This window comes from Sphingobium sp. PAMC28499, assembly GCF_004795815.1.
Classification (GTDB): Bacteria; Pseudomonadota; Alphaproteobacteria; order Sphingomonadales; family Sphingomonadaceae; genus Sphingobium; species Sphingobium yanoikuyae.
The window spans coordinates 3,685,315-3,706,707 of record NZ_CP039248.1; the positions used below are offsets into that span (position 1 = coordinate 3,685,315).

A 21,393-nucleotide genomic window follows, 5' to 3' on the forward strand; every position below is an offset into this window, starting at 1 on the left:
CCTTTCCAGCGCGGAATGACCGGTCATTCACCACCTGTTCAATGCGCTTCGCCTATGCCATGCCCATGACAATGATCGCCAAAAGCCTGACTGCCGGACTGGGCGCCCTACTGGCCCTGTCCCTGATGACACCGGTCGCCGAAGCCGGTGGCCGCCGTGACGAGCAGGATGCCGCGCGCCGCGCGATGCTGGACGGCCAGGTCATGCCCTTTTCGATGATCAAGCGCCGGGTCGACGCCCAGGTGGGCGGTGCCACCTATGTCGGCAGCGAGTTCAACCCTTCCACCAATCGCTATCGCCTGAAATATGTGAAGGACGGCAAGGTGATGTGGGTTGATGCCGACGGCCGGACAGGCGATATCATCGGCTGGGCACGCTGACCGCGTGCCGGCCAAACCCATTGCGTCGATAACAAGAAACGGAACCCTATGCGCCTGCTGATCGTCGAGGATGAACCGAGTCTGGGCCAGCAGCTCAGGAACACGCTGGAAGGGGCCGGCTATGCCGTCGATCTCGCCACCGATGGCGAGGATGGCCATTTCCTGGGCTCGACCGAAAATTATGACGCCGTGGTCCTGGACCTTGGCCTGCCGACGATCGACGGCCTGACCGTGCTGGATCGCTGGCGCAAGGAAGGGCGCAGCTTTCCGGTGCTGGTGCTGACCGCACGCGATAGCTGGTCCGACAAGGTCGCGGGCCTGGACGCCGGCGCCGACGATTATCTGGCCAAGCCCTTCCAAAGCGAGGAACTGATCGCCCGCCTGCGCGCGCTCATCCGCCGTGCCAGCGGCAACGCGTCGAGCGAACTGATCGCCGGCGACGTCCGTCTCGACACCCGTTCGGGCAAGGTGACGCTCAAGGGCGATCCGGTGAAGCTGACGGCACAGGAATATAAGCTCCTGTCCTATCTGCTCCACCACAAGGGCAAGGTGGTCAGCCGCACCGAGCTGATCGAGCATATTTACGACCAGGATTTCGACCGCGATTCCAACACGATCGAAGTGTTCGTGACGCGCATCCGCAAGAAACTCGGCGCCGACGTCATCACCACCATCCGCGGCCTGGGCTACAGCCTGGACGAGCCGGGGCGCTGATCCCCGCCCCATCCGCTTCCGTTCGCTGCGGGCGAAGTCGACAGGCAAATAGGTCCGTGCCATCGGCCATGTTTCTCGGCTGCGTATGCAGTGAACGGGTGTAGGATCATTTTGCATGGCCAGCCCGTCGCCCTCCCCCGTCCGGTCCACCGGGTCGATCAGCCGCCGCATGATCGGCATTGCCGCGCTGTGGATCAGCGTGCTGCTGCTGGGCGGCGGCGTCGCGCTCGACCGGGTGTTGTCGGACGCGGTGACGCGCAATTTCGACGACGGCATGAATTATGTGCTGACCGCGATGATCGCGGCGGCCGAGATCGGCCCGGACGGCGAAGTGCTGTTCAACCGCGAACTGGCCGACCAGCGCTTCCTGGAACCCAATAGCGGCCTCTATTACCAGATCAGCGCCAAGGGGCATGAGGATTGGCGGTCGCGATCGCTGTGGGACCGGGCGCTCAAGGTGCCGGGCGACCATGCCGACCGCAATTTCCATGTCTATGACAGCAAGCAGTTTCCCGGCGAGGATCTGCGCGTCATGGAGCGCAGCGTCATCCTGCCCGGTTCCGACGCGCGCTGGATGTTCATGGTCGCACAGGCGCGCCAGGGCCTCGATGGCCAGATCAAGACGCTGCGATCCACCCTGTTCAAGAGCTTCGCGCTGCTGGCGCTGGGCCTGATCGTGCTCGCTACCTTGCAGACCATCTATGGCCTTCGGCCGCTGCGCAAGGTGCGGCTGGAAATCATCAAGATGCGCGATGGCGACAAGAGCCGGGTGACCGAACCCATGCCCGCCGAAGTGCTGCCGATGGTCGAGGAACTAAACGCGCTGCTTGCCCATAATGAGCGGCAGGCGGAGGAAGCGCGCACCCATGCCGGCAACCTCGCCCATGCGCTCAAGACGCCGCTGACCGTCATCATGAACGCCGCGACCGCCAATGCGCCGGACCTGGGCGAAACGGTTGTGCGTGAGGCGACGACGATGCGGCGCCAGGTCGACCATCACCTCGCCCGCGCCCGCGCCGTCGGCCGGCGCGGCGCAGCGCAGAGCCGGGCCGAGGTCTGGGCCAGCCTGGAGGCGGTCGAGCGCGCGGTGCGCCATCTCTGTCAGGATGCGCGGGTCGACATGGACGGCGACAAGCATGCGGCGGTCCGCGTCGAGCGGCAGGATCTGGACGAAATGCTGGGCAATCTGGTCGAGAATGCCGCCAAATATGGCGGCGGCAGCGTGTTCGCGACGGTCAGCCGGGTTGGCGCAATGGTCGAGATCATGGTCGAGGATGACGGCATGGGCATTCCCGAAGCCGACCGGGTGCGCATCTTCGATCGCGGCGTGCGCCTCGATTCGGGCAAGCCCGGCACTGGCCTTGGCCTCGCCATCGTCCGCGACGTCGCCGAAATCTATGGCGGGTCGGTGGCACTGGAGGAGAGCGAGGATCTGGGCGGACTGCTGGTCCGCCTGCGCCTGCCGGCCGCCTGACAAAAGGCGCGCGACGAAAGGCAATTGCGTTCCTGCAAATCAATAGCATAGACAGGACAGACCGGGCCGTATCGGCCCATTCCAGACGGGATCGACGGGTGCGGCGCCATCTCTATCTCATTGCCGGCTTCCTCTCGATCGGATTGGGCACGCTGGGCGCCTTCCTGCCGCTGCTGCCAACCGTCCCTTTCATGATCCTCGCGGCCTATTGCTTTGCCCGCTCCAGCCCGGAACTGGAGGCAAAGCTGCTGGATCACAAGCATTTCGGTCCGCATATCCGCCGCTGGCGCGAATGCGGCGCGATCAGCCGCAAGGGCAAGAAGGCCGCGCTCGGCGCCTTTGCCTTCAGCGCGATCCTGGCGCTGATCTTCTCCCCCTTCCCCTGGTATCTGATCCCGCTGGCCGCGGCGCTGATCGGCGGCAGCTGGATCTGGACACGGCCGGAAAGCTGAGCCGCCTGGGCGGGACAGACATCCCCCCTTAGCCCTGCGCCTTTGCATAATCGCGCAGCGCGCGCAGATCGCGGGTAATCCACTTGGCGTCGCGCGCGAAATCCTCGTCACTCATACCGGGCTGGCGAAAAAGCGTCAGCATCACCTCCGCCCCATCCCCATTCTCGATGACGCGCAGCGGGACATGAACCTCCCGGCCATCACCGGTCTCGACGAAATGGTCCATCACGCCAAATTCATTGTGCGGCGTGAAGCGAACGACGATCGGCCCATCGGGACCGTCGGCAATCCATCCGGTGCCGCCCCTGCGCAGATCGGCCTCGGTCAGGCCCGATGCCCATTTCGGGAATATCTCCGGCTGCCAGATCGCTTCGTAAAGCTCGCGCCAGTTGCGCGCTATCGTGACACTGTAGGTTCGCGCGGTAAGCATACAGAATTCTCTTTTAGAAGTGGAACTGCGCTGTACCGCCGCCAGGCCTTCTTGTCACCGCAACGGATGTTTCTTGGCTAGATGCCGCCGGGCACCGGGGGCCAGCCCCCCTCCGTCAACGCGGCGCTGAGGTCCGTGACGCACGCGTCCAGCACCGCCTGGTCGGTCGAGCGGATGACGAAATTGGCGCCGGTGCGCCCTTCGCGGAAGAAGGGGTAGCTGCCGATCTGGACGCCCTCATGGGCGCGTTCGGTGGCGCCGAGCAGGTCGGCGATCTCGCTTTCCGCGACCCAGCAGCCGATCGTCGCCGACAGGACCGGCAAGCCGCCTTCCAGCGTGCCGGTCAGACTTTCGAGCATGCCGGCGGTGATGTGCGGCACCCCGGCCATGATGAAGATATTGCCGTGGCGGATGCCCGGCGCGCCCGACATCCGGTTTTCGATGAGGTCGGCGCCCGCCGGCACCCGCGCCATGCGCAGCCGCGCGTCGGTGAGGCCCCCACGCGTGACATAATAGCGCTCCAATATCGCCCGCGCCTCGGGATGGATCTCGACGCCGACGCTCAGCGCCGCCGCGATCGCATCGACCGTGATGTCGTCATGGGTCGGGCCGATGCCGCCGGTGGTGAAGAGATAGTCGTTGCGGGCACGCAATATGTTGACCGCCTCGACGATCGCGTCCTGCACATCGGGCACCACCCGCACCTCGCGCAGACGGATGCCCTGGACATTGAGCCAGGTGGCGATCTGCGCGACATTCTTGTCCTGGATGCGGCCGGACAGGATTTCATCGCCGATCACGATCACGGCGGCGGTCCAGATACGGTCGCTCATGCCAGCGGCTCCGCACGGGCGGCAAGCGCCATCAGCCGGGCCAGCCGATCGGGCGGCAATATGTCCGCCGGCTTGTAGCTGGTCTCGAAGACCGGCACATCGGCCGGCAAGGCAGTCCAGTCCGACCGATCGGCCACGAAGATCGCGGCATCGGGCCGGATCGCCGAGCGATCGTCCAGCGTGCCGACCCGGATCGCCGCCCCCGCCCGGCCGAGACGGGGATAGAAGCTCCAGACCGCCGTGCCGCAGTTGGCACAGCGCATGATCACCTGGGTCTTGCCGCTGCCGGTCGGCACGACATGTTCGCTCAATTGCCCAGACAGGAGGTGAAGATGATCGACCTCGACAAAGGCGTTGACTGCGGACGCCGCGCCGCTCTGCCGCTGGCACAGGCTGCAATGGCAGTTGTTGACGAAGATGGGGTCGGCATCGACCCGATAGCGCACCTCACCACAGGCGCATCCGCCTTCCATCACCATGTCCGTTTCTCTTTTCCTGATAGCGACCGCGGGGCTGAGCGAAGACACTCGCAATGCCGGATCGCAGGGTCTATATCAACCACATGACCGAATATATAACGATGACGGCCGACGCGCCGGTTTCCCGCTCGACCGCGATCAAGCTCTATGACGCGGCCGGTTTCGACGGCATGCGCAAGGCCGGCCGGCTGGCCGCCGAGATCCTCGACGCGCTGGTGCCCCATGTGGTGCCGGGCGTGACCACCGGCGAACTGGACGACATCGTCCGCCGCATGACGCTGGACGGCGGCGGCGTGCCGGCGACCCTGGGCTATCGCGGCTATACGCACAGTTGCTGCATCTCGCTCAACAATGTCATCTGCCATGGCATTCCGGGCGACTATAAGCTCAAGGACGGCGATATTCTCAATATCGACGTCACCCCGCTGGTCGATGGCTGGCACGGCGACACCAGCCGCATGTTCATCGCCGGCGATGCGCCGATCAAGGCGAAGCGGCTGGTCGAGATCACCTATGAATGCCTGATGCTGGGCATCGAGCAGGCCAAGCCCGGCAATCATCTGGGCGACATCGGCCATGTCATCCAGCGCCATGCCGAAAAGCATCGTTACGGGGTGGTCCGCGATTTCTGTGGCCATGGCCTGGGCCGCGTCTTCCATGACAGCCCGGAAGTGGTCCATGTCGGCCGTCCCGGCACCGGCCCGGAGCTGAAGCCCGGCATGTTCTTCACGATCGAACCGATGATCAACATCGGCAAGCCGGGCGTGAAGATGCTGGACGATGGCTGGACGGCGGTGACGCGCGACCGCACCCTGTCGGCCCAGTTCGAACATAGCATCGGCATCACCGAAACCGGCTGCGAGATCTTTACCAAGAGCCCGACCGGCCTCGACTGCCCGCCCTACGCGCGCTGATTTCTGCCTGCGCATGGCGGTCCCAAAGGCCCGCTCCGTTCATGCCATCGGGATCAGTCCTGATCGGCATCGACGGGGCGGGCCTTTTGCGTGATGGGCCGTTCAACCACTGCCCAAAAAACAGGCAGAATGACATGATATTGCCCGGAATCCGGGCAATATGGACAAAGATTGCTGCATCGCCGAAAGCAGGCCTAGCGATTCGCCACTTGGCACGGTAATTGATTGTTAAGGGAGACGGCGCTTGCCTCGGGGGGCATGATGATCGTCGCTTGAAGGTTGAAGGATGCGGGGCCAACCCGTGTCCGTTCGTGCGTCATGGGTTGGGATTAAGTGATGAAGAAGATCGAGGCGATCATCAAGCCGTTCAAGCTGGACGAGGTGAAGGAAGCGCTGCACGAAGTGGGCGTGTCCGGCATCACCGTCACCGAGGCGAAGGGCTTCGGCCGCCAGAAGGGCCATACCGAACTGTATCGCGGCGCCGAATATGTCGTCGACTTCCTGCCCAAGGTGAAGTTGGAGGTCGTTGTCGACGACGCCCTGGCCGACCGGGTCGTCGAAGCGATCTGCAGCGCCGCCCAGACCGGCCGCATCGGCGACGGCAAGATCTTCATTTCCGCCATCGAGGGCGCGGTGCGCATCCGCACCGGCGAACGCGACAGCGACGCCATCTGATTTTCGACAGGTTCTAGCCGGCGGACAGGGGTCCGGCGGACACAGGCTTCAACGACCCCTTCGGGGGGGTATCCATAGAGAAGGGCAACTGCACATGGCCAACAAGCCAAAAGACATCCTGAAGATGATCGAAGAAAAGGAAATCGAGTGGGTCGATGTCCGTTTCACCGATCCCAAGGGCAAGTGGCAGCACCTGACCATGGTGTCTTCGGTCCTCGGCGAAGATGAGCTGACCCAGGGCCTGATGTTCGACGGTTCGTCGATCGAAGGCTGGAAGGCGATCAACGAGTCGGACATGATCCTGAAGCCCGACCTGGACGCGGTCTATGTCGATCCGTTCAGCGCCACCCCGATGCTGATCATCTTCTGCGACATCGTCGAGCCCGACACCGGCGAACTCTATGCCCGCGACCCGCGTTCGTGCGCCAAGCGCGCCGAAGCGTTCGTCAAGTCGGCCGGTTTCGGCGACACCATCTATGTCGGCCCGGAAGCCGAATTCTTCATGTTCGACGATGTGCGCTTCGAGAATGACTACTCGCAGAGCTACTACAAGATCGACGACATCGAACTGCCGACCAACACCGGCAAGGAATATGAAGGCGGCAACCTGGGTCACCGTCCGCGCGCCAAGGGCGGCTATTTCCCCGTCGCGCCGGTCGATCCCTGCACCGACATCCGCGCCGAAATGGTGTCGACCATGCTCGAAATGGGCCTGCCCTGCGACAAGCATCACCATGAAGTCGCCGCCGCGCAGCACGAACTGGGCCTGACCTTCGGTACGCTGGTCCAGACCGCTGACCGCATGCAGATCTACAAATATGTCGTGCAGATGGTCGCCCAGGCCTATGGCAAGACCGCGACCTTCATGCCCAAGCCGATCGCACAGGACAATGGTTCGGGCATGCACACCCACATGTCAATCTGGGAAGGCGGCAAGCCGCTGTTCGCGGGCGAAGGCTATGCCGGCCTGTCCGACACCTGCCTCTACTTCATCGGCGGCGTCATCAAGCACGCCAAGGCCCTCAACGCCTTCACCAACCCGACCACCAACAGCTACAAGCGCTTGGTGCCGGGCTTCGAAGCCCCGGTTCTGCTCGCCTATTCGGCCCGCAACCGTTCGGCTTCCTGCCGTATTCCCTACGGCGCCGGTGCCAAGGCAAAGCGCGTGGAATTCCGCTTCCCCGACGCGATGGCCAACCCCTATCTCTGCTACGCCGCGCTGCTGATGGCCGGCCTCGACGGCATCGAGAACAAGATCCATCCGGGCGCCGCGATGGACAAGAATCTCTATGACCTGCCGCCCGAAGAGCTGAGCCAGGTGCCGACCGTTTGCGGTTCGCTGCGTGAAGCGCTCAACAGCCTCGAAGCCGACTATGAGTTCCTGCTCAAGGGCGACGTGTTCACCAAGGACCAGATCGATGCCTATATCGAACTGAAGTGGCCGGAAGTGTATCGCTGGGAAATGGCCCCGTCGCCGGTCGAATTCGACATGTATTACAGCGCCTGATCCTTTCACAGGTTGCTGGAGGACGGGCCCGGTCGCGCAAGCGGCCGGGCCTTTTCCGTTGCGGCGCGGCAGGCGTGCTGTTCTATTCTGGCGCCACGCATAGACGAAGGGAGACTCGCCTTGCAGATCAGCGGAAAGCTTGCCCGCGCCGCCCGCGCCCTGGTGCAATGGCCGCGTGATCATGTCGCGCGCCTTGCGGGGATCGATATGCCGATGCTGGCCGATTTCGAAGCCGGGCGCGCCGATCCGGGTGACGATGCCAAGGCACGACTGCGCCTGATACTGGAACAGGGTGGCGCCGTCTTCCTGCCGGAGGATGGCGAACAGGGCGCTGGCGTTCGCCTGAAATTCACCGCACGCGACGTGCGCGCAATCAACCGCATGGAAGGCGAAGGCGGCCCGGTGGGCAACGACGACGTCTGATCCCCCTGTTGCAGGATCGATCGCCACCGCCCACATGGACTGCATGAACCCGTTCAACGCGCTAGACCTTTCCTTTCCCCTGATCCAGGCGCCGATGGCGGGCGTATCGACGCCGGCGATGGCCGCCGCCGTCAGCAATGCCGGGGCGCTGGGATCGATCGCCGTGGGCGCAACCGATGCGGCGGGCGCCCGCGCCATGATTGCGGCAACACGCGCACTCACTGACCGGCCGTTCAACGTCAATCTGTTCGTCCATGCGCCGCCCCGCGTTCGTCCGGCTGAGGAACAAGCGTGGCTGGCGGCGCTGGCACCGCTCTTTGCCGCGCAGGATGCGGCACCACCCACCCGCCTGGAGACCATCTATCGCAGCTTTGCCGAAGACCCGGCGATGCTCGACCTGCTGGTCGAAGCGCGGCCGCGCGTGGTCAGCTTTCATTTCGGGCTGCCTAGCGCGGCCCAAATCGCGGCGCTCAAGCAGGCGGGTTGCCTGCTGCTCGCATCCGTCACCAATTTGGACGAGGCAGGCGCCGCGCGTGCCGCCGGGATCGACGCGCTGGTAGCGCAGGGATTTGAAGCCGGCGGCCATCGCGGCATGTTCGATCCCGATGCGCCCGATGCGATGCTCGGCACCTTCGCGCTGACCCGCCTGCTGGTGGCGAAGGCCGGCTTGCCGGTGATCGCGGCCGGCGGCATCATGGACGGACGGGGCGTGCGCGCAGCACTCGATCTGGGCGCGGTAGCGGCGCAACTGGGCACGGCGTTCATCGCCTGCCCGGAAAGCAGCGCCGACGCCGCCTATCGCGCCGCCCTGGCCAGCCTGGCCGCCCAGCATACGGTCATGACCCGCGCCATTTCCGGCCGCCCGGCCCGCTGCCTTGCCAATCGCTTCACCCAATGGGGCACTGAGAATGGTGGAGACGTGCCCGACTATCCGCGCGCCTATGCCGCCGGGAAGGCGCTCAACGCGGCCGCCAAGATCCAAGGCGAAGGCAGCTATGGCGCGCAATGGGCGGGCCAGGGTGCGCCCCTCGCCCGCGCCCTGCCAGCCGCAGAGCTGATCGCGGCGATCGCGGCGGAGATGCGCGAGGCATGAGCCGCGTCGCGCATGACGTCGCGCTGCAACGCAGCGGCGTCCTGACGTTGTTGGCGCCTTATGATCCCCATGTTGCGGGCACGCCACCACTCGGTCTGGACCTGCCGGGCAGCGACATCGATATCGTCTGCGAGGTGCGGGACTTCGATGCCTTTGCCGCTTTGCTGACCGAGCATTTCGGCGATCGCCCCGAATTTGCGGTTCATGCGCGCCACGACCTTGATGCCATGATCGTCCGCTTTCGCGCATGGGACTGGCCATTCGAGATTTTCGGCCAGGCCTTGCCGGTCGTGCAGCAACATGGCTGGCGCCATTTCTGTGTCGAGCAGCGCCTGCTCGATCTGGGCGGTCCTGCTTTGGCGCAGGCGATCATGGCCTTGCGCCATTGCGGCCTGAAGACCGAGCCCGCGTTTGCCGCGCTGCTCGGCCTGACGGGTGATCCCTATGCCGCGTTGCTGGAACTGGAGAAACAGGACGACGCAGCCCTGCGCGCCCTGCTGCCCTGATTTATTCCAGCCCGAATTATTCTGCGCGGTCGGGGATGGCGGCGCCGAACAGCAGCACCGAATCGCCCGGCGGCGACAGCACTATCTCGCCGCCAGCCTCCATCACCAGCGCCCGCACCATCCAGGCGGCCGCCGTGCGCGACGCCAGGCCACCGGCCGGCAAGGTTCCTGCCAGCGCCGCGCGCAGTTCGGGATCGAGAATGACCTTGGGCCCTTCGCCCCGCACCACGATCTCGGTCACGCCAGGGCGCTTCTCCGCACCGATGTCGAGCTGCCCACCGCGCACCAGCGCATCGCCGGCGATCAGCGCGAGATTAAGCAGCACCTTGACCGCGAGCTTGGCCAGCATCTGTTCCTCGACCATCCAGCCAAGCTTCACCCGCCCCGAGGCGAACATGCCCTCGATCGCGACCTTCGCCTCATGCGGCGGCACCGCATCGCCAAAGCCACCCGCCGAACCAAAGGCCAGGCGGAAGAATTTCAGCTTGTTGGCCGAGGTGCGGGCGCTATCGGCCAGCAGGTCCAGGCAGCGCTGGCGCATGTCCGGATCGGTTTCGTCAGCCATAAGTTCCAGGCCATTGTTGAGCGCCCCGACGGGGCTCAGCAGGTCATGGCAGAGGCGCGAGCAGAGAAGGCTGGCAAATTCGATGCTGTCGATCGGATGGGTCATGGAGATGGAGGCCGCCGGATTTACGGGAAAAGACACCTTCCCGGCTAGGCTTCCCCAGCCGATGATGCAAGCCCGGCTCACCCCCTTTGCATCACCTTATATCGAGCAACGCCTCCACGAAGGCCACGCTCCCCTCCCCGTCTGGCCCGGCCACCCATGCGCGCACCGCTCCCCCGCCGACTATCAGCCACAAGGCGCCGTCCGGCGCAGCACAGGCGCGGTCCGTTTCCGACGGAATCGGCACGCCCGATGGGTGGGAATGATAATGGCCAAGCACCGCCGGCCCGCCCCGGCGCGCGGCCCGGTGCGCGGCCAGCAAGGTCGCCGGCGCCAGTTCGAAATGACGGGCCGGGTCAGGCGCGACATTGGCCGCTGGCAGGATCGCGTCGATGCGCGCGCCCTGCCCCAGCAGCAGGCCGCAGACCTCCCCCGGCTCGGCCGCGGCCAGGGCCATGATTTGTTCCAGCAGCACCCTTGAAATTTCGGCCTTCATTCCTACATCCCTAGGCAATGGTTCCGGGGGTTTCCATCATTGAAACGACGATAGGCGAAGCCCAGGCGGGTTTGCGCCTCGATCGCGCACTGGCCGAACTGCTGCCCGACCTGTCGCGCGAGCGGATCAAGGCGTTGATCGTCGAGGGACAGATCGTCTCTGGCGGTCGATCGCTCAACCCGTCGATGAAGGTGGCGGTGGGGCAGGATTACAGCATCACCCTGCCCGCCCCGGTCGCGCTCGACGCCGTGGCGCAGGATATTCCGCTCGACATCGTGCATGAGGATGCCGACCTGATCGTGGTGGACAAGCCTGCGGGCCTGGTGGTCCACCCGGCGGCCGGCAATCTGGACGGCACGCTGGTCAATGCGCTGCTGCACCATTGCGATGGTCAGTTATCCGGCATTGGCGGCGTGGCGCGTCCCGGCATCGTTCATCGCATCGACAAGGATACTTCCGGCCTGTTGGTCGTTGCTAAGTCGGACAAGGCCCATGAGGGCCTGGCCCGACAGTTCAAGGATCACAGTATCGACCGGCTCTATGCCGCGATCGTCTATGGCATTCCAACGCCGGGGTCCGGCACGGTCGATGCCTGGATCGGGCGGTCCGACGCTGATCGAAAGAAGATGGCGGTTCATCGGGAAGGGCGCGGCAAGCATGCCGTCACCCATTACCGCGTGATGGAGCGCCTGCGCGGCGCGGCGATGGTGGAATGCCGGCTGGAAACCGGCCGCACCCATCAGGTTCGCGTGCATATGGCGCATCTGGGTCACCCCTTGATCGGTGACCCGGTTTACGGTAGAGACAGAAAAGGTTTCAAATCAATACTGGAAACGCTGGGTTTCAAAAGGCAGGCATTGCACGCGAAACGGCTGGGGTTCATACATCCTGTGACGGAGGAACCCTTGGCTTTCGACAGTCCCCTGCCTGCAGATATGCAGGAACTGTTAAGCGAGCTTCACGTATAGGTTCTGACAAGTTTGCGCGGCCAGCGGATGCCACTTTCGGGTCTGCCTGGCGCGCATGTAAAGGGAAGGAATTGTGACATGGCCAATCGGAGCAATGTCCCCGCGGTTCCGGCGCTGGGCGGTGAAGCCAGCCTCAACCGCTATCTGTCGGAAATTCGCAAGTTTCCGCTGCTGACCCCCGAGCAGGAATATATGCTCGCGAAGCGCTACGAGGAACATCAGGATCCCGAGGCGGCGGCCCAGCTCGTCACCTCTCACCTGCGTCTCGTGGCGAAGATCGCCATGGGCTATCGCGGCTACGGCCTGCCGGTCAGCGAGCTGATCAGCGAAGGCAATATCGGCCTGATGCAGGGCGTGAAGAAGTTCGAGGCTGAACGCGGCTTCCGCCTGGCGACCTACGCCATGTGGTGGATCCGCGCGTCGATCCAGGAATTCATCCTGCGCAGCTGGAGCCTGGTGAAGATGGGCACCACCGCGTCGCAGAAGAAGCTGTTCTTCAACCTGCGCCGGATGAAGAACAATATCGAGGCGTTCGAGGATGGCGATCTGCGCCCCGAGGACGTGACCAAGATCGCGACCGATCTGGGCGTGTCGGAAGATGACGTGGTGTCGATGAACCGTCGCATGGCGATGGGCGGCGATACCTCGCTCAACGTTCCGATGCGCGAGGATGGCGACGGCCAGTGGCAGGATTGGCTGCAGGACACCGATCCGCTGCAGGACGAACGCGTCGCTGATGAGCAGGAACGCACCCAGCGTCACGAGATGCTGGTCGAGGCGATGACCGACCTCAACGACCGCGAGAAGCATATCCTGGCCGAGCGTCGCCTGGCCGAGGAGCCCAAGACCCTTGAGGAACTGAGCCAGGTCTATGGCGTGTCGCGCGAGCGCGTCCGCCAGATCGAGGTTCGCGCCTTCGAGAAGCTGCAGAAGGCGATGATGCGCATCGCCGGCGGCAAGCTGGAAAAGATGGCGCGCTTCGCTGCCGCCTGATCCGGCCACACATGGAAAAGAAGAAGCCCCGGAGCGATCCGGGGCTTTTTTTCTCTTAGAGCACCCGCACCATCGAGACGCTGTCCGCGCCATAGCTGTCGGCGGCAACCGGCGCGTCGACGAACCCCTGTCGGCGCCAGAAGGCATCCGCGCCGTTGACGGCGGTCAGGGTGATGCGATCGAAGCCAGCGGCGCGCGCCTGCGCGATGGTGAGGTCCACGGCCGCCGCAGCAGCGCCGGTGCCGCGCGCTTCGGGCAGCAGCGCCAGGTCGTGGAGATAATAGCGATCGGGCGCATCCGGCAACACACCAATCAACTGGTCGAGCGCTGGCGGCCGGTCGCTGTGCCAGGGATGGGTGACGAGATAGCCGAGCGCCTCCCCGTCCCGCTCCAGCAGGAAGCAGCCTGCCGGATAGAGGCGCCGCCGTTCGGCATAGATGGCAGGCTTCTCCGTATAGGCGCCATGGACCCGGTCGGAAATGGCCGCCGCTGCGTCTACATCCCCCTGCCCCATCGGTCGCCACTGGGCGCTGCCGCTCATGCCTCGACACCCAGGGCGCGGCGATTGGCTGCCAGCAATTCCTCCGACAGCGCCGGATCGTCCACCGCGCGGGCCAGCACCATCGTGCCGACCAGTTGCGCCATGCGGGCGAGCGCCGCGTCGCGATCGGCAATACCGGCATTTTGCAACGCGGCGGTCAGATCCTCGAACCCTTCGCGAAAGGCGGCGGCGAGCGGTCCGCCCTTGCGCGCAGCGTCCGGACCAAGCGCGATCAGCGCGCAGCCGGTTTCGGGCGCGTCGCGGTTACGGGCGCTCAGATAATCGGCGGTGATGGCATCCGGCCCATCCTCGGCCGACAGGCGACGCCACTTGGCCGCGCCGCGCGCGAGCGACGTGGCGCAGGCTTCGGCGGCCAGCGCCTCCTTCGATTCGAACTGATTGTAGAAACCGCCATGGGTAAGACCACATTCGCGCATCACCTCGCCAATGCCGACGCCCTCGACGCCACGGGCACGAAACAGGCGCGACGCCGCATCCACCACCTTCTCGCGATTGCGTTCGGCCTGTTCACGGCTGACTTTCATGATCCTGCATCTCCAATTGGCCTCTTGACCTTATATATGATACCCATCATTTAACGCCAGTCCGTTTTCCGGCTCAAGAAGCAGTTCAGGGGCCAGTCCAAGGGCCAATCCAAGGGCCAATCCAAGGGCCAATCCAAGGGGAAGTCGATGCTGTCCACCATGTTCGCCCGCCGCCTGGCCGCGCGCAATGTCCATTATGGCTGGGCCGTCGCGGGCACGACCTTCCTCACCATGCTGGTGGTGGCCGGCGCGGTCGGTGCGCCGGGTGTGTTCATCGTCCCCCTGCAAAAGGAATTTGGCTGGAGCGCAGCGGATATTTCCGGCGCGCTGGCTATCCGTTTCCTGCTGTTCGGCGGTATGGGGCCGTTTGCCGCCGCCTTCATGAACCGCTTCGGCGTGCGGCGGATGATGCTGATTTCGCTGTCGATCGTCATTGGCGGCCTGCTGCTGTCGCTTGGCATGACGCAATTGTGGCAGCTCGTCCTTCTCTGGGGCGTGGTGATCGGCGTCGGCACCGGCCTCACCGCCATGGTGCTGGGCGCGACGGTCGCCACCCGCTGGTTCAGCGAGCGGCGCGGGCTGGTGATGGGGCTGCTGTCGGCCAGCACCGCGACCGGCCAGCTCGCTTTCCTGCCGCTGCTGGCCAGCATGACCGGCAACTATGGCTGGCGCGTGGCGATGCTGCTGGTGTGTGGCGCGATCCTGGTCGCGGCCGTCGCGGTCATGCTGCTTATGCGCGACCGGCCGTCGGACCTGAACCTTGCCCCCTATGGCGAGCAGGCGATCCAGCCCGTCCCCGCCCAGCCGGCCAGCCTGGGCGCACTGCTGGCGACGCCGCTGATCGTGCTACGCGACGTGGCAAAGGTTCCGACCTTCTGGATCCTCTTTTTCTCCTTCTATATCTGCGGCGCCAGCACCAATGGCCTGGTCCAGACCCATTTCATCTCGCTGTGCGGCGATTATGGGCTGGCGGCGGTGGGCGCGGCCTCGATGCTGGCGATGATGGGGCTGTTCGACTTTGCCGGCACGCTGGCATCGGGCTGGCTCAGCGATCGCTATGACAATCGCTGGCTGCTCTTCTTCTATTATGGGCTGCGCGGCCTGTCCCTCCTCTACCTGCCGTTCAGCGACTTCTCGATCTACAGCCTGTCGCTGTTCGCCATATTCTATGGCCTCGACTGGGTGGCGACGGTGCCGCCGACGGTGAAGCTGACGGCGCAGCGCTTCGGCCCCGAAAAGGCGAATATCGTGTTCGGCTGGATCTTTGCCGGGCATCAGTTGGGCGCGGCGAGCGCCGCGCTGGCCGGCGGCCTGTCGCGCACCGCCTGGCAAAGCTATATGCCCGCCTTCATCGCGGCGGGCGTGCTGTGCCTGATCGGTGCGGCGCTGGTGCTGCTGATCAATCGGGGCCGCACGCCGAGCCTGGCGACCGCCTGAAGGAATCGATGACGACGGCGCGCAGGGGCGCTAGTTTGCGGCCCATGAAAAAAGCCAAAGCCGCGCCCAAGCCTGCCTCCACCCAGAAACGTCGTTCCCGCTGGATCAGCATCCCCCTCAAGGTCGCCATCGGCTTTGTCGGCCTGTCGGTGGGCACCGTGGTCATCTATCGCTTCGTGCCGCCGCCGGTGACGATCACTATGCTGCTCGACCCCAATGGCATCACCAAGGAATGGAAGCGCCTGGACGCGATCGATCCGGACATGCCGCGCGCGGCGATCGCGGCGGAGGATAGCCGTTTTTGCAGCCATCATGGCTTCGACGCGGTCGCAATTGCCCAGGCGATGCGCCACAATGCCAGCGGCGGGCGCATTCGCGGCGGCTCCACGATCAGTCAGCAGACGGCGAAGAATGTCTTCCTGTGGCAGGGTGGCGGTTTCGTCCGCAAGGGCTTCGAGGCCTGGTTCACCGTGCTGATCGAGGCGATCTGGGGCAAGCGGCGGATCATGGAAGTCTATCTGAACGTCGCGGAGACCGGCATCGGCACCTATGGCGTGCAGGCCGGGTCGATCCGCTATTTCGGCCATGGCGCGGGCAAGCTGAGCCGGGCCGAGGCGGCGCGACTGGCGGCGGTCTTGCCGCTGCCCAAGAAGCGCGAGGCGATCGACCCGCATGGCTTCACCCGCCGCTATGGCAACAGCATCTCGGCTCGCATCCCGGTGGTGCAGCGCGACGGGCTGGACGATTGCCTGAACTGAGGCAGCGGCCGGGCGCCCAAAAATAGGAAATCGGGCGCTTAACTTCCCATATTTCCCGCACATTTCGACATTTTATTGCGCTGCCCTGATCCTATCGAAAAGCGCGCACTAGCCTATCCCCGATCATAATCGAGCGGCGGCGAATAGGACACTAAAAAGGGAGGCGCGGATCGCTCCGCACCTCCCTTCCTTTTTGCCTGTCGGCGCCTGGCTTAGAAGCCGATCACCAGCGAGCCGCTGATCGCGCGCGGAGCACCGAAGTTGACGTTCGTGCTCGACGCGGTGGTCAGGCCGCCGCTGAACGAACCGATGTAGAACTTGTCGAACAGGTTCGACACGTTCAGCTGGAAGAAGGCCTTGTCCAGACCCATGTCCTTCAGGTTGTAACGCAGGTCGAGGTCGACAACGGTGTAACCCGCCACCTTGAAGGTGTTGATGTCGTTCAGCCAACGCGAACCGGTGCGCTTGATCTGGGCGCCCAGATCAACCGGACCCAGCGTACCCTGAATGCGACCGCCCCACAGATAGCCCGGAGCGCTGCGTTCGCGGTTGCCCTTGGTCGCTGCGAAGCTGTTCGCGCCAGTCTGGACGTCGGCACCGATTTCGGATTCGATCCAAGAACCGAATGCGTAAACCAGCAGGCCGTCCATCGGGCGAACCGACACGTTGGCGTCGATGCCATACTTCTTCACGCCACCCAGGTTGGTGTCGATCGAGCAATCGCATTCGAAGCTGTAGGCCGAAGCGATACGGTTCTTGTACTTCGCGTACCAGCCGGTGACAGCTGCCTGAACGATGTTGTTCTGGTAGCGCAGGGCCAGGTCGAAGCTGTCCGACGTTTCGGCAACCGGCTTCGATGCGGCGTTGGTCGCCGGCAGGAAGATCGAGTTGTAGAGCGTGTCGGTGCCCGGAACCGAGATGTTGGCGGCATAGCTACCCGCGACGCTCACTTCCGGCGTGATCTTGAAGATCGCGCCGACGTTCGGCAGCAGCTTGTCATACTTGTAGACGCGCTGCTGCGGCGCGGCGAAGGTCGGATTGGCCAGAGCATAAGCCGCGACGTCGCCACTGGCGACGCAGTTCACATTGCCGTTGGCGGCCGTGGTGAAGCAGTTCTGGTTCAGTTCGCGCTTGAAGAAGGGCGCGCGAACGCCGAGGTTCACGATCAGACGCTCATCGACGAACATGCCGCGATATTCGCCAGCGACCTGGTTCAGGGTCGCGTAGGACTTGCGATCACGCTTCTGCAGGATGTTGCCGACGGAATCGGTCAGCGGATCATTGACCGGGAAGACGTCCAGCGGCTCGCCGTTATGATCGAGCAGCGCAGCTTCGCCGGTCTGGCGGTGACGGGCGCGATCGAAGCTGTACGACAGACGCAGACGGTTGTTTGCGTCAAATTCATAAGCGAGGTTCGCGATGGCGACCCAACGACGGGTGTTCGTCTGGCTGGGATTGACGATCGCGGTGCGATCCGATTCCGTCGGGTCGACGCGGCCATTGCCATTCGCGTCAACGCCGAGTTCGCCGTCACCATTCAGGTCGTTGCCGAAATAGGCCGAGCCGCCGAAATAGCCGGTGTAGGCCTGGCCGTTCTGATAGTAGAAGCTTTCATAAGCTGCCACGCCGCCGCCGCCATTGGCCTTGGTGGTGCTGTAGGCAGCATCGGCCGAGAAGATCAGCTTGTCGGTCAGCGTCAGGCGTGTGCTCATGCGCTGAATGCCGGTGTTCGACGGATTGTAGCGACGCTCCCACTGCGAGCCGCAATAGCCCGAAGGAAGCTGGTCAGCGACACCGGCAACCGGCGTCGGCAGGACGCAGGGTGCGCCCGCACCGCCGACGTCATAGAAACGGGCGCTCTTGTCACCCGAGAAAGCGGCAGCCGAACCGGGCGAACCACCGAAGTTGTTGCGGTTCACGTTATAGTGCGCAGCCAGCGAGATGAAGTCGCCATTGCTGCCGATCTCCTGGTAGATCTTGCCGTTATACTGGGCCTTGTCGACCTTGCCGTAGTTGGCGAACGACGCTTCGTTATAAGCGCGCGAGGCCGAAACCCACGCCTTGGTGCCATGGCCGGTGAAATCGCCGGTCTGGATCATGCCGAACACACGGTGCATCGGACGATCGCCAGCACCCTTGGCCGCGATGTTGCCGTAGCTGACGCTGGCCAGCGCACCGAAATCGTCGCTGGGGGTCAGCGAGTTGATGTTGACGGTGCCGCCAACCGCGGCAGCGGTCGGGCTGTCGACATCGGTCGCGCCGAGGTTGACGTTGATGCTTTCGACCAGTTCGGGGTCGATCTGCTGGTTGGTGTAGATGGCATAGTTACCCGAGTCATTCATCGGAATACCATCGAGGATCTGGGCGATACGATCCGAGCTGAAGCCACGGATGGTGAAGCTGCCGCCCGACGAACCCCAGGGATCGTTGTTGGTGAAGCTGACGCCCGGCACCAGGTTGATGATTTCGTTGACGGTCTGGCCGGGGCGCTGACGCTCGATGATTTCCTGGGTCAGAACGACCTTCGCCTTGGGCGAGTCAGGGATCTTCACGCCGCCGACGCCCTGGTTCACCACTGCACCGGTGACGACGATCGAATCTTCGAAATCCTGCGAACCGGTCGACTGCGCGAAAGCGACAGCCGGGGCAGCGACGGCGAGAATCGCGGCGCTGCACTTGAGAAACTGCTTCATTGACCCTTGTCCCTTTTTCAAGAGTGCGCCCCACGGCGCCATAACCATTTTGCTCTTCGAGCCGGCGCCGCATCTGGCGGCCACTGGCGACGCCCCTGTGATGCTATGATTGCAATTATGTTACAATGCAGGTGCGGGACTGTCACAATTGGACGGATATCTGGACAAGGCACTGAAAAACAGCCGGAAACACCAATCTATCACATTGATTTTATTACATAATATGTCGAAATTTTACACCACGCCAACACTGGTGCAATTATGCAACGGCGCAGGAAATTTTGTGCAGTGCGAAAGACTTGCACGAAAAAGGGGCCGGTGGATGGTCCACCGGCCCCTTTTGTTCCAGCCTGAACGGCGAATGAACTAGGCGGCGTCTTCCGCGCGCTTGTCCTTCTCGCTGAACACGCGAATCGGTTCCTTGGTCCCGGCGACAACATCCTTGTCGACCACCACTTCGCCAACGCCCTCCATCGAGGGCAGGTCGAACATGGTATCGAGCAGGATCGCTTCCAGGATCGAACGCAGACCGCGCGCGCCAGTCTTGCGCTCGATCGCCTTCTTCGCGATCGCGGTCAGCGCGTCGTCGGTGAAGCTCAGTTCGACATTCTCCATGTCGAACAGCTTGCCATATTGCTTGACCAGCGCGTTCTTGGGCTCGACCAGGATCTTGACCAGTGCGGTCACGTCCAGATCCTCCAGCGTCGCGATCACCGGCAGACGGCCGACAAATTCGGGGATCAGGCCGAACTTCAGCAGATCCTCCGGTTCGCTCTGACGCAGCAGCTCGCCGGTCTTGCGCTCCTCAGGCGCGGCCACATGAGCGCCGAAGCCGATCGACTTGGCTTCCAGACGGTCGCCGATGATCTTTTCCAGACCCGCGAACGCGCCGCCGCAGATGAACAGGATGTTGGTCGTGTCGACCTGCAGGAACTCTTGCTGCGGATGCTTGCGCCCACCCTGCGGCGGAACCGAGGCGGTCGTGCCTTCCATCAGCTTGAGCAGCGCCTGCTGCACGCCCTCACCCGACACGTCGCGCGTGATCGACGGGTTTTCGGCCTTGCGGCTGATCTTGTCGATCTCATCGATATAGACGATGCCGCGCTGCGCCTTCTCGACATTATAGTCTGACGCCTGGAGCAGCTTGAGGATGATGTTCTCCACGTCCTCACCGACATAGCCGGCTTCGGTCAGCGTGGTGGCATCGGCCATGGTGAAGGGCACGTCGAACGTCTTGGCCAGCGTCTGCGCCAGCAGCGTCTTGCCGCAGCCGGTCGGGCCGACAAGCAGGATGTTCGACTTGGCCAGTTCCACCTCACCCGGCTTGGAGCCATGGTTGAGACGCTTGTAATGGTTATGGACCGCGACCGACAGGACGCGCTTGGCGCGCTTCTGGCCGATCACATAATCGTCGAGCACATCGCAGATTTCCTGCGGGGTCGGCACGCCGCCATCCTTCTTGCCGACGAGACCGCCCTTGGTCTCCTCGCGAATGATGTCGTTGCACAGTTCCACGCATTCATCACAGATGAAGACGGTCGGCCCCGCGATCAGCTTGCGCACCTCATGCTGCGACTTGCCGCAGAAGGAGCAGTAAAGCGTGCTTTTTGAATCGGAGCCCGTAAGCTTAGTCATTCGCCAATCTTTCCTCCCCGCCGTCGGCACCATGCCGGATCTGGCCGAGGATATTCTGGTCCAAAGGCCATCCTAGACCGGGGCACGACGGTTTCACAAGGGGTGATATACCGCGCCCCGGTAAAGATCGCCTTTAGGCTTCTGCGGTTTCCGCAGCGGCCGGGCGGCGATCGAACACTTCGTCGACCAGACCGAACGCCTTGGCTTCGTCAGCCTCCAGGAAAGTGTCGCGGTCCATCGCCCGCTCCACCGCTTCCAGCGACTGGCCGGTATATTTCACGTAGAGATCGTTGAGGCGGCGGCGAATCCGAAGGATTTCCTTGGCCTGGATCTCGATATCCGACGCCATGCCCTGGGCGCCGCCCGACGGCTGGTGGACCATGATGCGAGCGTTGCTGAGCGCGATGCGCTTGCCCGGCTCGCCAGCGGCCAGCAGGAAGCTGCCCATCGAGGCGGCCTGGCCAATGCAGACGGTGCCGACCTGGGGGCGGATATATTTCATCGTGTCGTGGATCGCCATGCCCGCCGTGACGACGCCGCCCGGCGAGTTGATGTACATCCAGATGTCCTTCTTCGGATTTTCCGATTCGAGGAACAGAAGCTGGGCGACAATCAGCGAGGCCATATGGTCCTCGACCTGGCCGGTCACGAAGATGATCCGCTCGCGCAGAAGACGCGAGTAAATATCGAAGCTGCGCTCGCCACGGTTCGATTGCTCGATGACGATGGGAACCAGCGCGGCCATGGGATCATGCATGATGTTGGTCATTGTGCTCTTTC

Annotated in this window: 24 protein-coding genes; 14 read left to right on the forward strand and 10 right to left on the reverse strand. The window is 63.8% G+C overall.

Features of this window, described 5'->3' with window-relative positions:
- The first annotated feature begins 41 nt into the window (after nucleotides 1–41).
- The 4 genes from E5554_RS17505 (at nucleotide 42) to E5554_RS17520 (ending at nucleotide 3,020) form a co-directional block, all read left to right on the forward strand.
- Nucleotides 42–380 (forward strand): hypothetical protein, encoded by a 339-nt coding sequence (locus E5554_RS17505; protein WP_010336069.1) that lies wholly within the window; start codon nucleotides 42–44, stop codon nucleotides 378–380.
- Between the two features lie 48 nt (nucleotides 381–428).
- On the forward strand, nucleotides 429–1,094 hold the full coding sequence (locus E5554_RS17510; RefSeq protein WP_004207541.1) for a response regulator transcription factor: 666 nt from the start codon (nucleotides 429–431) through the stop codon (nucleotides 1,092–1,094).
- Nucleotides 1,095–1,263: 169 nt separating this feature from the next.
- Nucleotides 1,264–2,568, forward strand: a complete 1,305-nt coding sequence (locus E5554_RS17515; protein WP_136188402.1) for a HAMP domain-containing sensor histidine kinase — start codon at nucleotides 1,264–1,266, stop codon at nucleotides 2,566–2,568.
- Between the two features lie 98 nt (nucleotides 2,569–2,666).
- Nucleotides 2,667–3,020, forward strand: a complete 354-nt coding sequence (locus E5554_RS17520; RefSeq protein WP_125986793.1) for a YbaN family protein — start codon at nucleotides 2,667–2,669, stop codon at nucleotides 3,018–3,020.
- Between the two features lie 28 nt (nucleotides 3,021–3,048).
- On the opposite strand, the gene E5554_RS17525 is transcribed toward E5554_RS17520, so the two are convergent.
- The 3 genes from E5554_RS17525 to E5554_RS17535 all read right to left on the reverse strand — a co-directional run bounded on the left by E5554_RS17525 (nucleotide 3,049) and on the right by E5554_RS17535 (nucleotide 4,762).
- Nucleotides 3,049–3,450 carry a polyketide cyclase gene (locus tag E5554_RS17525; protein ID WP_125986791.1) on the reverse strand — a complete coding sequence of 134 codons (402 nt, stop codon included), beginning with the start codon at nucleotides 3,448–3,450 and terminating at the stop codon, nucleotides 3,049–3,051.
- Nucleotides 3,451–3,527: 77 nt separating this feature from the next.
- On the reverse strand, nucleotides 3,528–4,283 hold the full coding sequence (locus tag E5554_RS17530) for a molybdopterin-binding protein (RefSeq protein ID WP_125986789.1): 756 nt from the start codon (nucleotides 4,281–4,283) through the stop codon (nucleotides 3,528–3,530).
- The gene (locus E5554_RS17535) at nucleotides 4,280–4,762 is read right to left on the reverse strand and encodes a GFA family protein (RefSeq protein ID WP_125986787.1); all 483 of its coding nucleotides are present in this window, start codon (nucleotides 4,760–4,762) and stop codon (nucleotides 4,280–4,282) included. The genes E5554_RS17530 and E5554_RS17535 overlap by 4 nt, the downstream gene beginning before the upstream one ends.
- A gap of 83 nt (nucleotides 4,763–4,845) precedes the next feature.
- On the opposite strand from E5554_RS17535, the gene map reads away from it, so the two are divergent.
- The 6 genes from map (at nucleotide 4,846) to E5554_RS17565 (ending at nucleotide 9,880) form a co-directional block, all read left to right on the forward strand.
- Nucleotides 4,846–5,676, forward strand: coding sequence for a type I methionyl aminopeptidase (gene map, locus E5554_RS17540; RefSeq protein ID WP_210729844.1), 831 nt, complete (start codon nucleotides 4,846–4,848; stop codon nucleotides 5,674–5,676).
- Nucleotides 5,677–6,012: 336 nt separating this feature from the next.
- Nucleotides 6,013–6,351: a P-II family nitrogen regulator gene (locus E5554_RS17545; protein ID WP_004207549.1), complete on the forward strand. Its 339-nt coding sequence runs from the start codon at nucleotides 6,013–6,015 to the stop codon at nucleotides 6,349–6,351.
- A gap of 94 nt (nucleotides 6,352–6,445) precedes the next feature.
- Nucleotides 6,446–7,858 (forward strand): type I glutamate--ammonia ligase, encoded by a 1,413-nt coding sequence (gene glnA / locus E5554_RS17550; RefSeq protein ID WP_125986785.1) that lies wholly within the window; start codon nucleotides 6,446–6,448, stop codon nucleotides 7,856–7,858.
- Nucleotides 7,859–7,978: 120 nt separating this feature from the next.
- On the forward strand, nucleotides 7,979–8,281 hold the full coding sequence (locus E5554_RS17555; protein ID WP_136187585.1) for a DNA-binding protein: 303 nt from the start codon (nucleotides 7,979–7,981) through the stop codon (nucleotides 8,279–8,281).
- Between the two features lie 43 nt (nucleotides 8,282–8,324).
- Nucleotides 8,325–9,374, forward strand: coding sequence for a nitronate monooxygenase (locus E5554_RS17560; protein ID WP_210729765.1), 1,050 nt, complete (start codon nucleotides 8,325–8,327; stop codon nucleotides 9,372–9,374).
- Nucleotides 9,371–9,880 carry a DUF4269 domain-containing protein gene (locus tag E5554_RS17565; protein ID WP_136187587.1) on the forward strand — a complete coding sequence of 170 codons (510 nt, stop codon included), beginning with the start codon at nucleotides 9,371–9,373 and terminating at the stop codon, nucleotides 9,878–9,880. The genes E5554_RS17560 and E5554_RS17565 overlap by 4 nt, the downstream gene beginning before the upstream one ends.
- Nucleotides 9,881–9,896: 16 nt before the next feature.
- Here E5554_RS17565 and E5554_RS17570 read toward each other — a convergent pair whose 3' ends face one another.
- Both E5554_RS17570 and E5554_RS17575 read right to left on the reverse strand, forming a co-directional pair.
- Nucleotides 9,897–10,550: a histidine phosphotransferase family protein gene (locus E5554_RS17570; protein WP_010336062.1), complete on the reverse strand. Its 654-nt coding sequence runs from the start codon at nucleotides 10,548–10,550 to the stop codon at nucleotides 9,897–9,899.
- Between the two features lie 91 nt (nucleotides 10,551–10,641).
- Nucleotides 10,642–11,043, reverse strand: a complete 402-nt coding sequence (locus E5554_RS17575; RefSeq protein ID WP_136187588.1) for a M67 family metallopeptidase — start codon at nucleotides 11,041–11,043, stop codon at nucleotides 10,642–10,644.
- 17 nt (nucleotides 11,044–11,060) lie between these two features.
- On the opposite strand from E5554_RS17575, the gene E5554_RS17580 reads away from it, so the two are divergent.
- Nucleotides 11,061–12,011 (forward strand): RluA family pseudouridine synthase, encoded by a 951-nt coding sequence (locus tag E5554_RS17580; protein ID WP_017500473.1) that lies wholly within the window; start codon nucleotides 11,061–11,063, stop codon nucleotides 12,009–12,011.
- Between the two features lie 78 nt (nucleotides 12,012–12,089).
- On the forward strand, nucleotides 12,090–13,004 hold the full coding sequence (rpoH, locus tag E5554_RS17585; RefSeq protein WP_136187589.1) for an RNA polymerase sigma factor RpoH: 915 nt from the start codon (nucleotides 12,090–12,092) through the stop codon (nucleotides 13,002–13,004).
- Between the two features lie 55 nt (nucleotides 13,005–13,059).
- On the opposite strand, the gene E5554_RS17590 is transcribed toward rpoH, so the two are convergent.
- Nucleotides 13,060–13,545 (reverse strand): GNAT family N-acetyltransferase, encoded by a 486-nt coding sequence (locus tag E5554_RS17590; RefSeq protein ID WP_136187590.1) that lies wholly within the window; start codon nucleotides 13,543–13,545, stop codon nucleotides 13,060–13,062.
- Entirely contained in the window at nucleotides 13,542–14,090 is a 549-nt protein-coding gene (locus tag E5554_RS17595; protein ID WP_007704859.1) for a TetR/AcrR family transcriptional regulator, read from the reverse strand. Before E5554_RS17595 ends, E5554_RS17590 begins: the two co-directional genes overlap by 4 nt.
- Nucleotides 14,091–14,237: 147 nt before the next feature.
- On the opposite strand from E5554_RS17595, the gene E5554_RS17600 reads away from it, so the two are divergent.
- Entirely contained in the window at nucleotides 14,238–15,527 is a 1,290-nt protein-coding gene (locus tag E5554_RS17600; RefSeq protein WP_136187591.1) for an MFS transporter, read from the forward strand.
- 44 nt (nucleotides 15,528–15,571) lie between these two features.
- Complete coding sequence (gene mtgA / locus E5554_RS17605; RefSeq protein ID WP_125986769.1) at nucleotides 15,572–16,285, forward strand: monofunctional biosynthetic peptidoglycan transglycosylase; 714 nt, start codon at nucleotides 15,572–15,574, stop codon at nucleotides 16,283–16,285.
- A 212-nt stretch (nucleotides 16,286–16,497) separates the two neighbouring features.
- On the opposite strand, the gene E5554_RS17610 is transcribed toward mtgA, so the two are convergent.
- The 3 genes from E5554_RS17610 to clpP form a co-directional block, all read right to left on the reverse strand.
- Nucleotides 16,498–18,978: a TonB-dependent receptor gene (locus tag E5554_RS17610; RefSeq protein ID WP_004207562.1), complete on the reverse strand. Its 2,481-nt coding sequence runs from the start codon at nucleotides 18,976–18,978 to the stop codon at nucleotides 16,498–16,500.
- 366 nt (nucleotides 18,979–19,344) lie between these two features.
- Nucleotides 19,345–20,613: an ATP-dependent Clp protease ATP-binding subunit ClpX gene (gene clpX, locus E5554_RS17615; RefSeq protein ID WP_004207563.1), complete on the reverse strand. Its 1,269-nt coding sequence runs from the start codon at nucleotides 20,611–20,613 to the stop codon at nucleotides 19,345–19,347.
- 133 nt (nucleotides 20,614–20,746) lie between these two features.
- Nucleotides 20,747–21,382: an ATP-dependent Clp endopeptidase proteolytic subunit ClpP gene (clpP, locus tag E5554_RS17620; RefSeq protein WP_125986765.1), complete on the reverse strand. Its 636-nt coding sequence runs from the start codon at nucleotides 21,380–21,382 to the stop codon at nucleotides 20,747–20,749.
- Nucleotides 21,383–21,393: the final 11 nt, after the last annotated feature.

Bases quoted from the DNA above. Each gene is read 5' to 3' on its own strand.
- E5554_RS17505 (WP_010336069.1), top strand. From the start codon at position 42: ATGCGCTTCGCCTATGCCATGCCCATGACAATGATCGCCAAAAGCCTG.
- E5554_RS17510 (WP_004207541.1), top strand. From the start codon at position 429: ATGCGCCTGCTGATCGTCGAGGATGAACCGAGTCTGGGCCAGCAGCTC.
- E5554_RS17515 (WP_136188402.1), top strand. From the start codon at position 1,264: ATGATCGGCATTGCCGCGCTGTGGATCAGCGTGCTGCTGCTGGGCGGC.
- E5554_RS17525 (WP_125986791.1), bottom strand. From the start codon at position 3,450: ATGCTTACCGCGCGAACCTACAGTGTCACGATAGCGCGCAACTGGCGC.
- E5554_RS17530 (WP_125986789.1), bottom strand. From the start codon at position 4,283: ATGAGCGACCGTATCTGGACCGCCGCCGTGATCGTGATCGGCGATGAA.
- E5554_RS17535 (WP_125986787.1), bottom strand. From the start codon at position 4,762: ATGGTGATGGAAGGCGGATGCGCCTGTGGTGAGGTGCGCTATCGGGTC.
- map (WP_210729844.1), top strand. From the start codon at position 4,846: ATGACCGAATATATAACGATGACGGCCGACGCGCCGGTTTCCCGCTCG.
- E5554_RS17545 (WP_004207549.1), top strand. From the start codon at position 6,013: ATGAAGAAGATCGAGGCGATCATCAAGCCGTTCAAGCTGGACGAGGTG.
- glnA (WP_125986785.1), top strand. From the start codon at position 6,446: ATGGCCAACAAGCCAAAAGACATCCTGAAGATGATCGAAGAAAAGGAA.
- E5554_RS17560 (WP_210729765.1), top strand. From the start codon at position 8,325: ATGAACCCGTTCAACGCGCTAGACCTTTCCTTTCCCCTGATCCAGGCG.
- E5554_RS17565 (WP_136187587.1), top strand. From the start codon at position 9,371: ATGAGCCGCGTCGCGCATGACGTCGCGCTGCAACGCAGCGGCGTCCTG.
- E5554_RS17570 (WP_010336062.1), bottom strand. From the start codon at position 10,550: ATGACCCATCCGATCGACAGCATCGAATTTGCCAGCCTTCTCTGCTCG.
- E5554_RS17575 (WP_136187588.1), bottom strand. From the start codon at position 11,043: ATGAAGGCCGAAATTTCAAGGGTGCTGCTGGAACAAATCATGGCCCTG.
- E5554_RS17580 (WP_017500473.1), top strand. From the start codon at position 11,061: ATGGTTCCGGGGGTTTCCATCATTGAAACGACGATAGGCGAAGCCCAG.
- rpoH (WP_136187589.1), top strand. From the start codon at position 12,090: ATGGCCAATCGGAGCAATGTCCCCGCGGTTCCGGCGCTGGGCGGTGAA.
- E5554_RS17590 (WP_136187590.1), bottom strand. From the start codon at position 13,545: ATGAGCGGCAGCGCCCAGTGGCGACCGATGGGGCAGGGGGATGTAGAC.
- E5554_RS17595 (WP_007704859.1), bottom strand. From the start codon at position 14,090: ATGAAAGTCAGCCGTGAACAGGCCGAACGCAATCGCGAGAAGGTGGTG.
- E5554_RS17600 (WP_136187591.1), top strand. From the start codon at position 14,238: ATGCTGTCCACCATGTTCGCCCGCCGCCTGGCCGCGCGCAATGTCCAT.
- mtgA (WP_125986769.1), top strand. From the start codon at position 15,572: ATGAAAAAAGCCAAAGCCGCGCCCAAGCCTGCCTCCACCCAGAAACGT.
- E5554_RS17610 (WP_004207562.1), bottom strand. From the start codon at position 18,978: ATGAAGCAGTTTCTCAAGTGCAGCGCCGCGATTCTCGCCGTCGCTGCC.
- clpX (WP_004207563.1), bottom strand. From the start codon at position 20,613: ATGACTAAGCTTACGGGCTCCGATTCAAAAAGCACGCTTTACTGCTCC.
- clpP (WP_125986765.1), bottom strand. From the start codon at position 21,382: ATGACCAACATCATGCATGATCCCATGGCCGCGCTGGTTCCCATCGTC.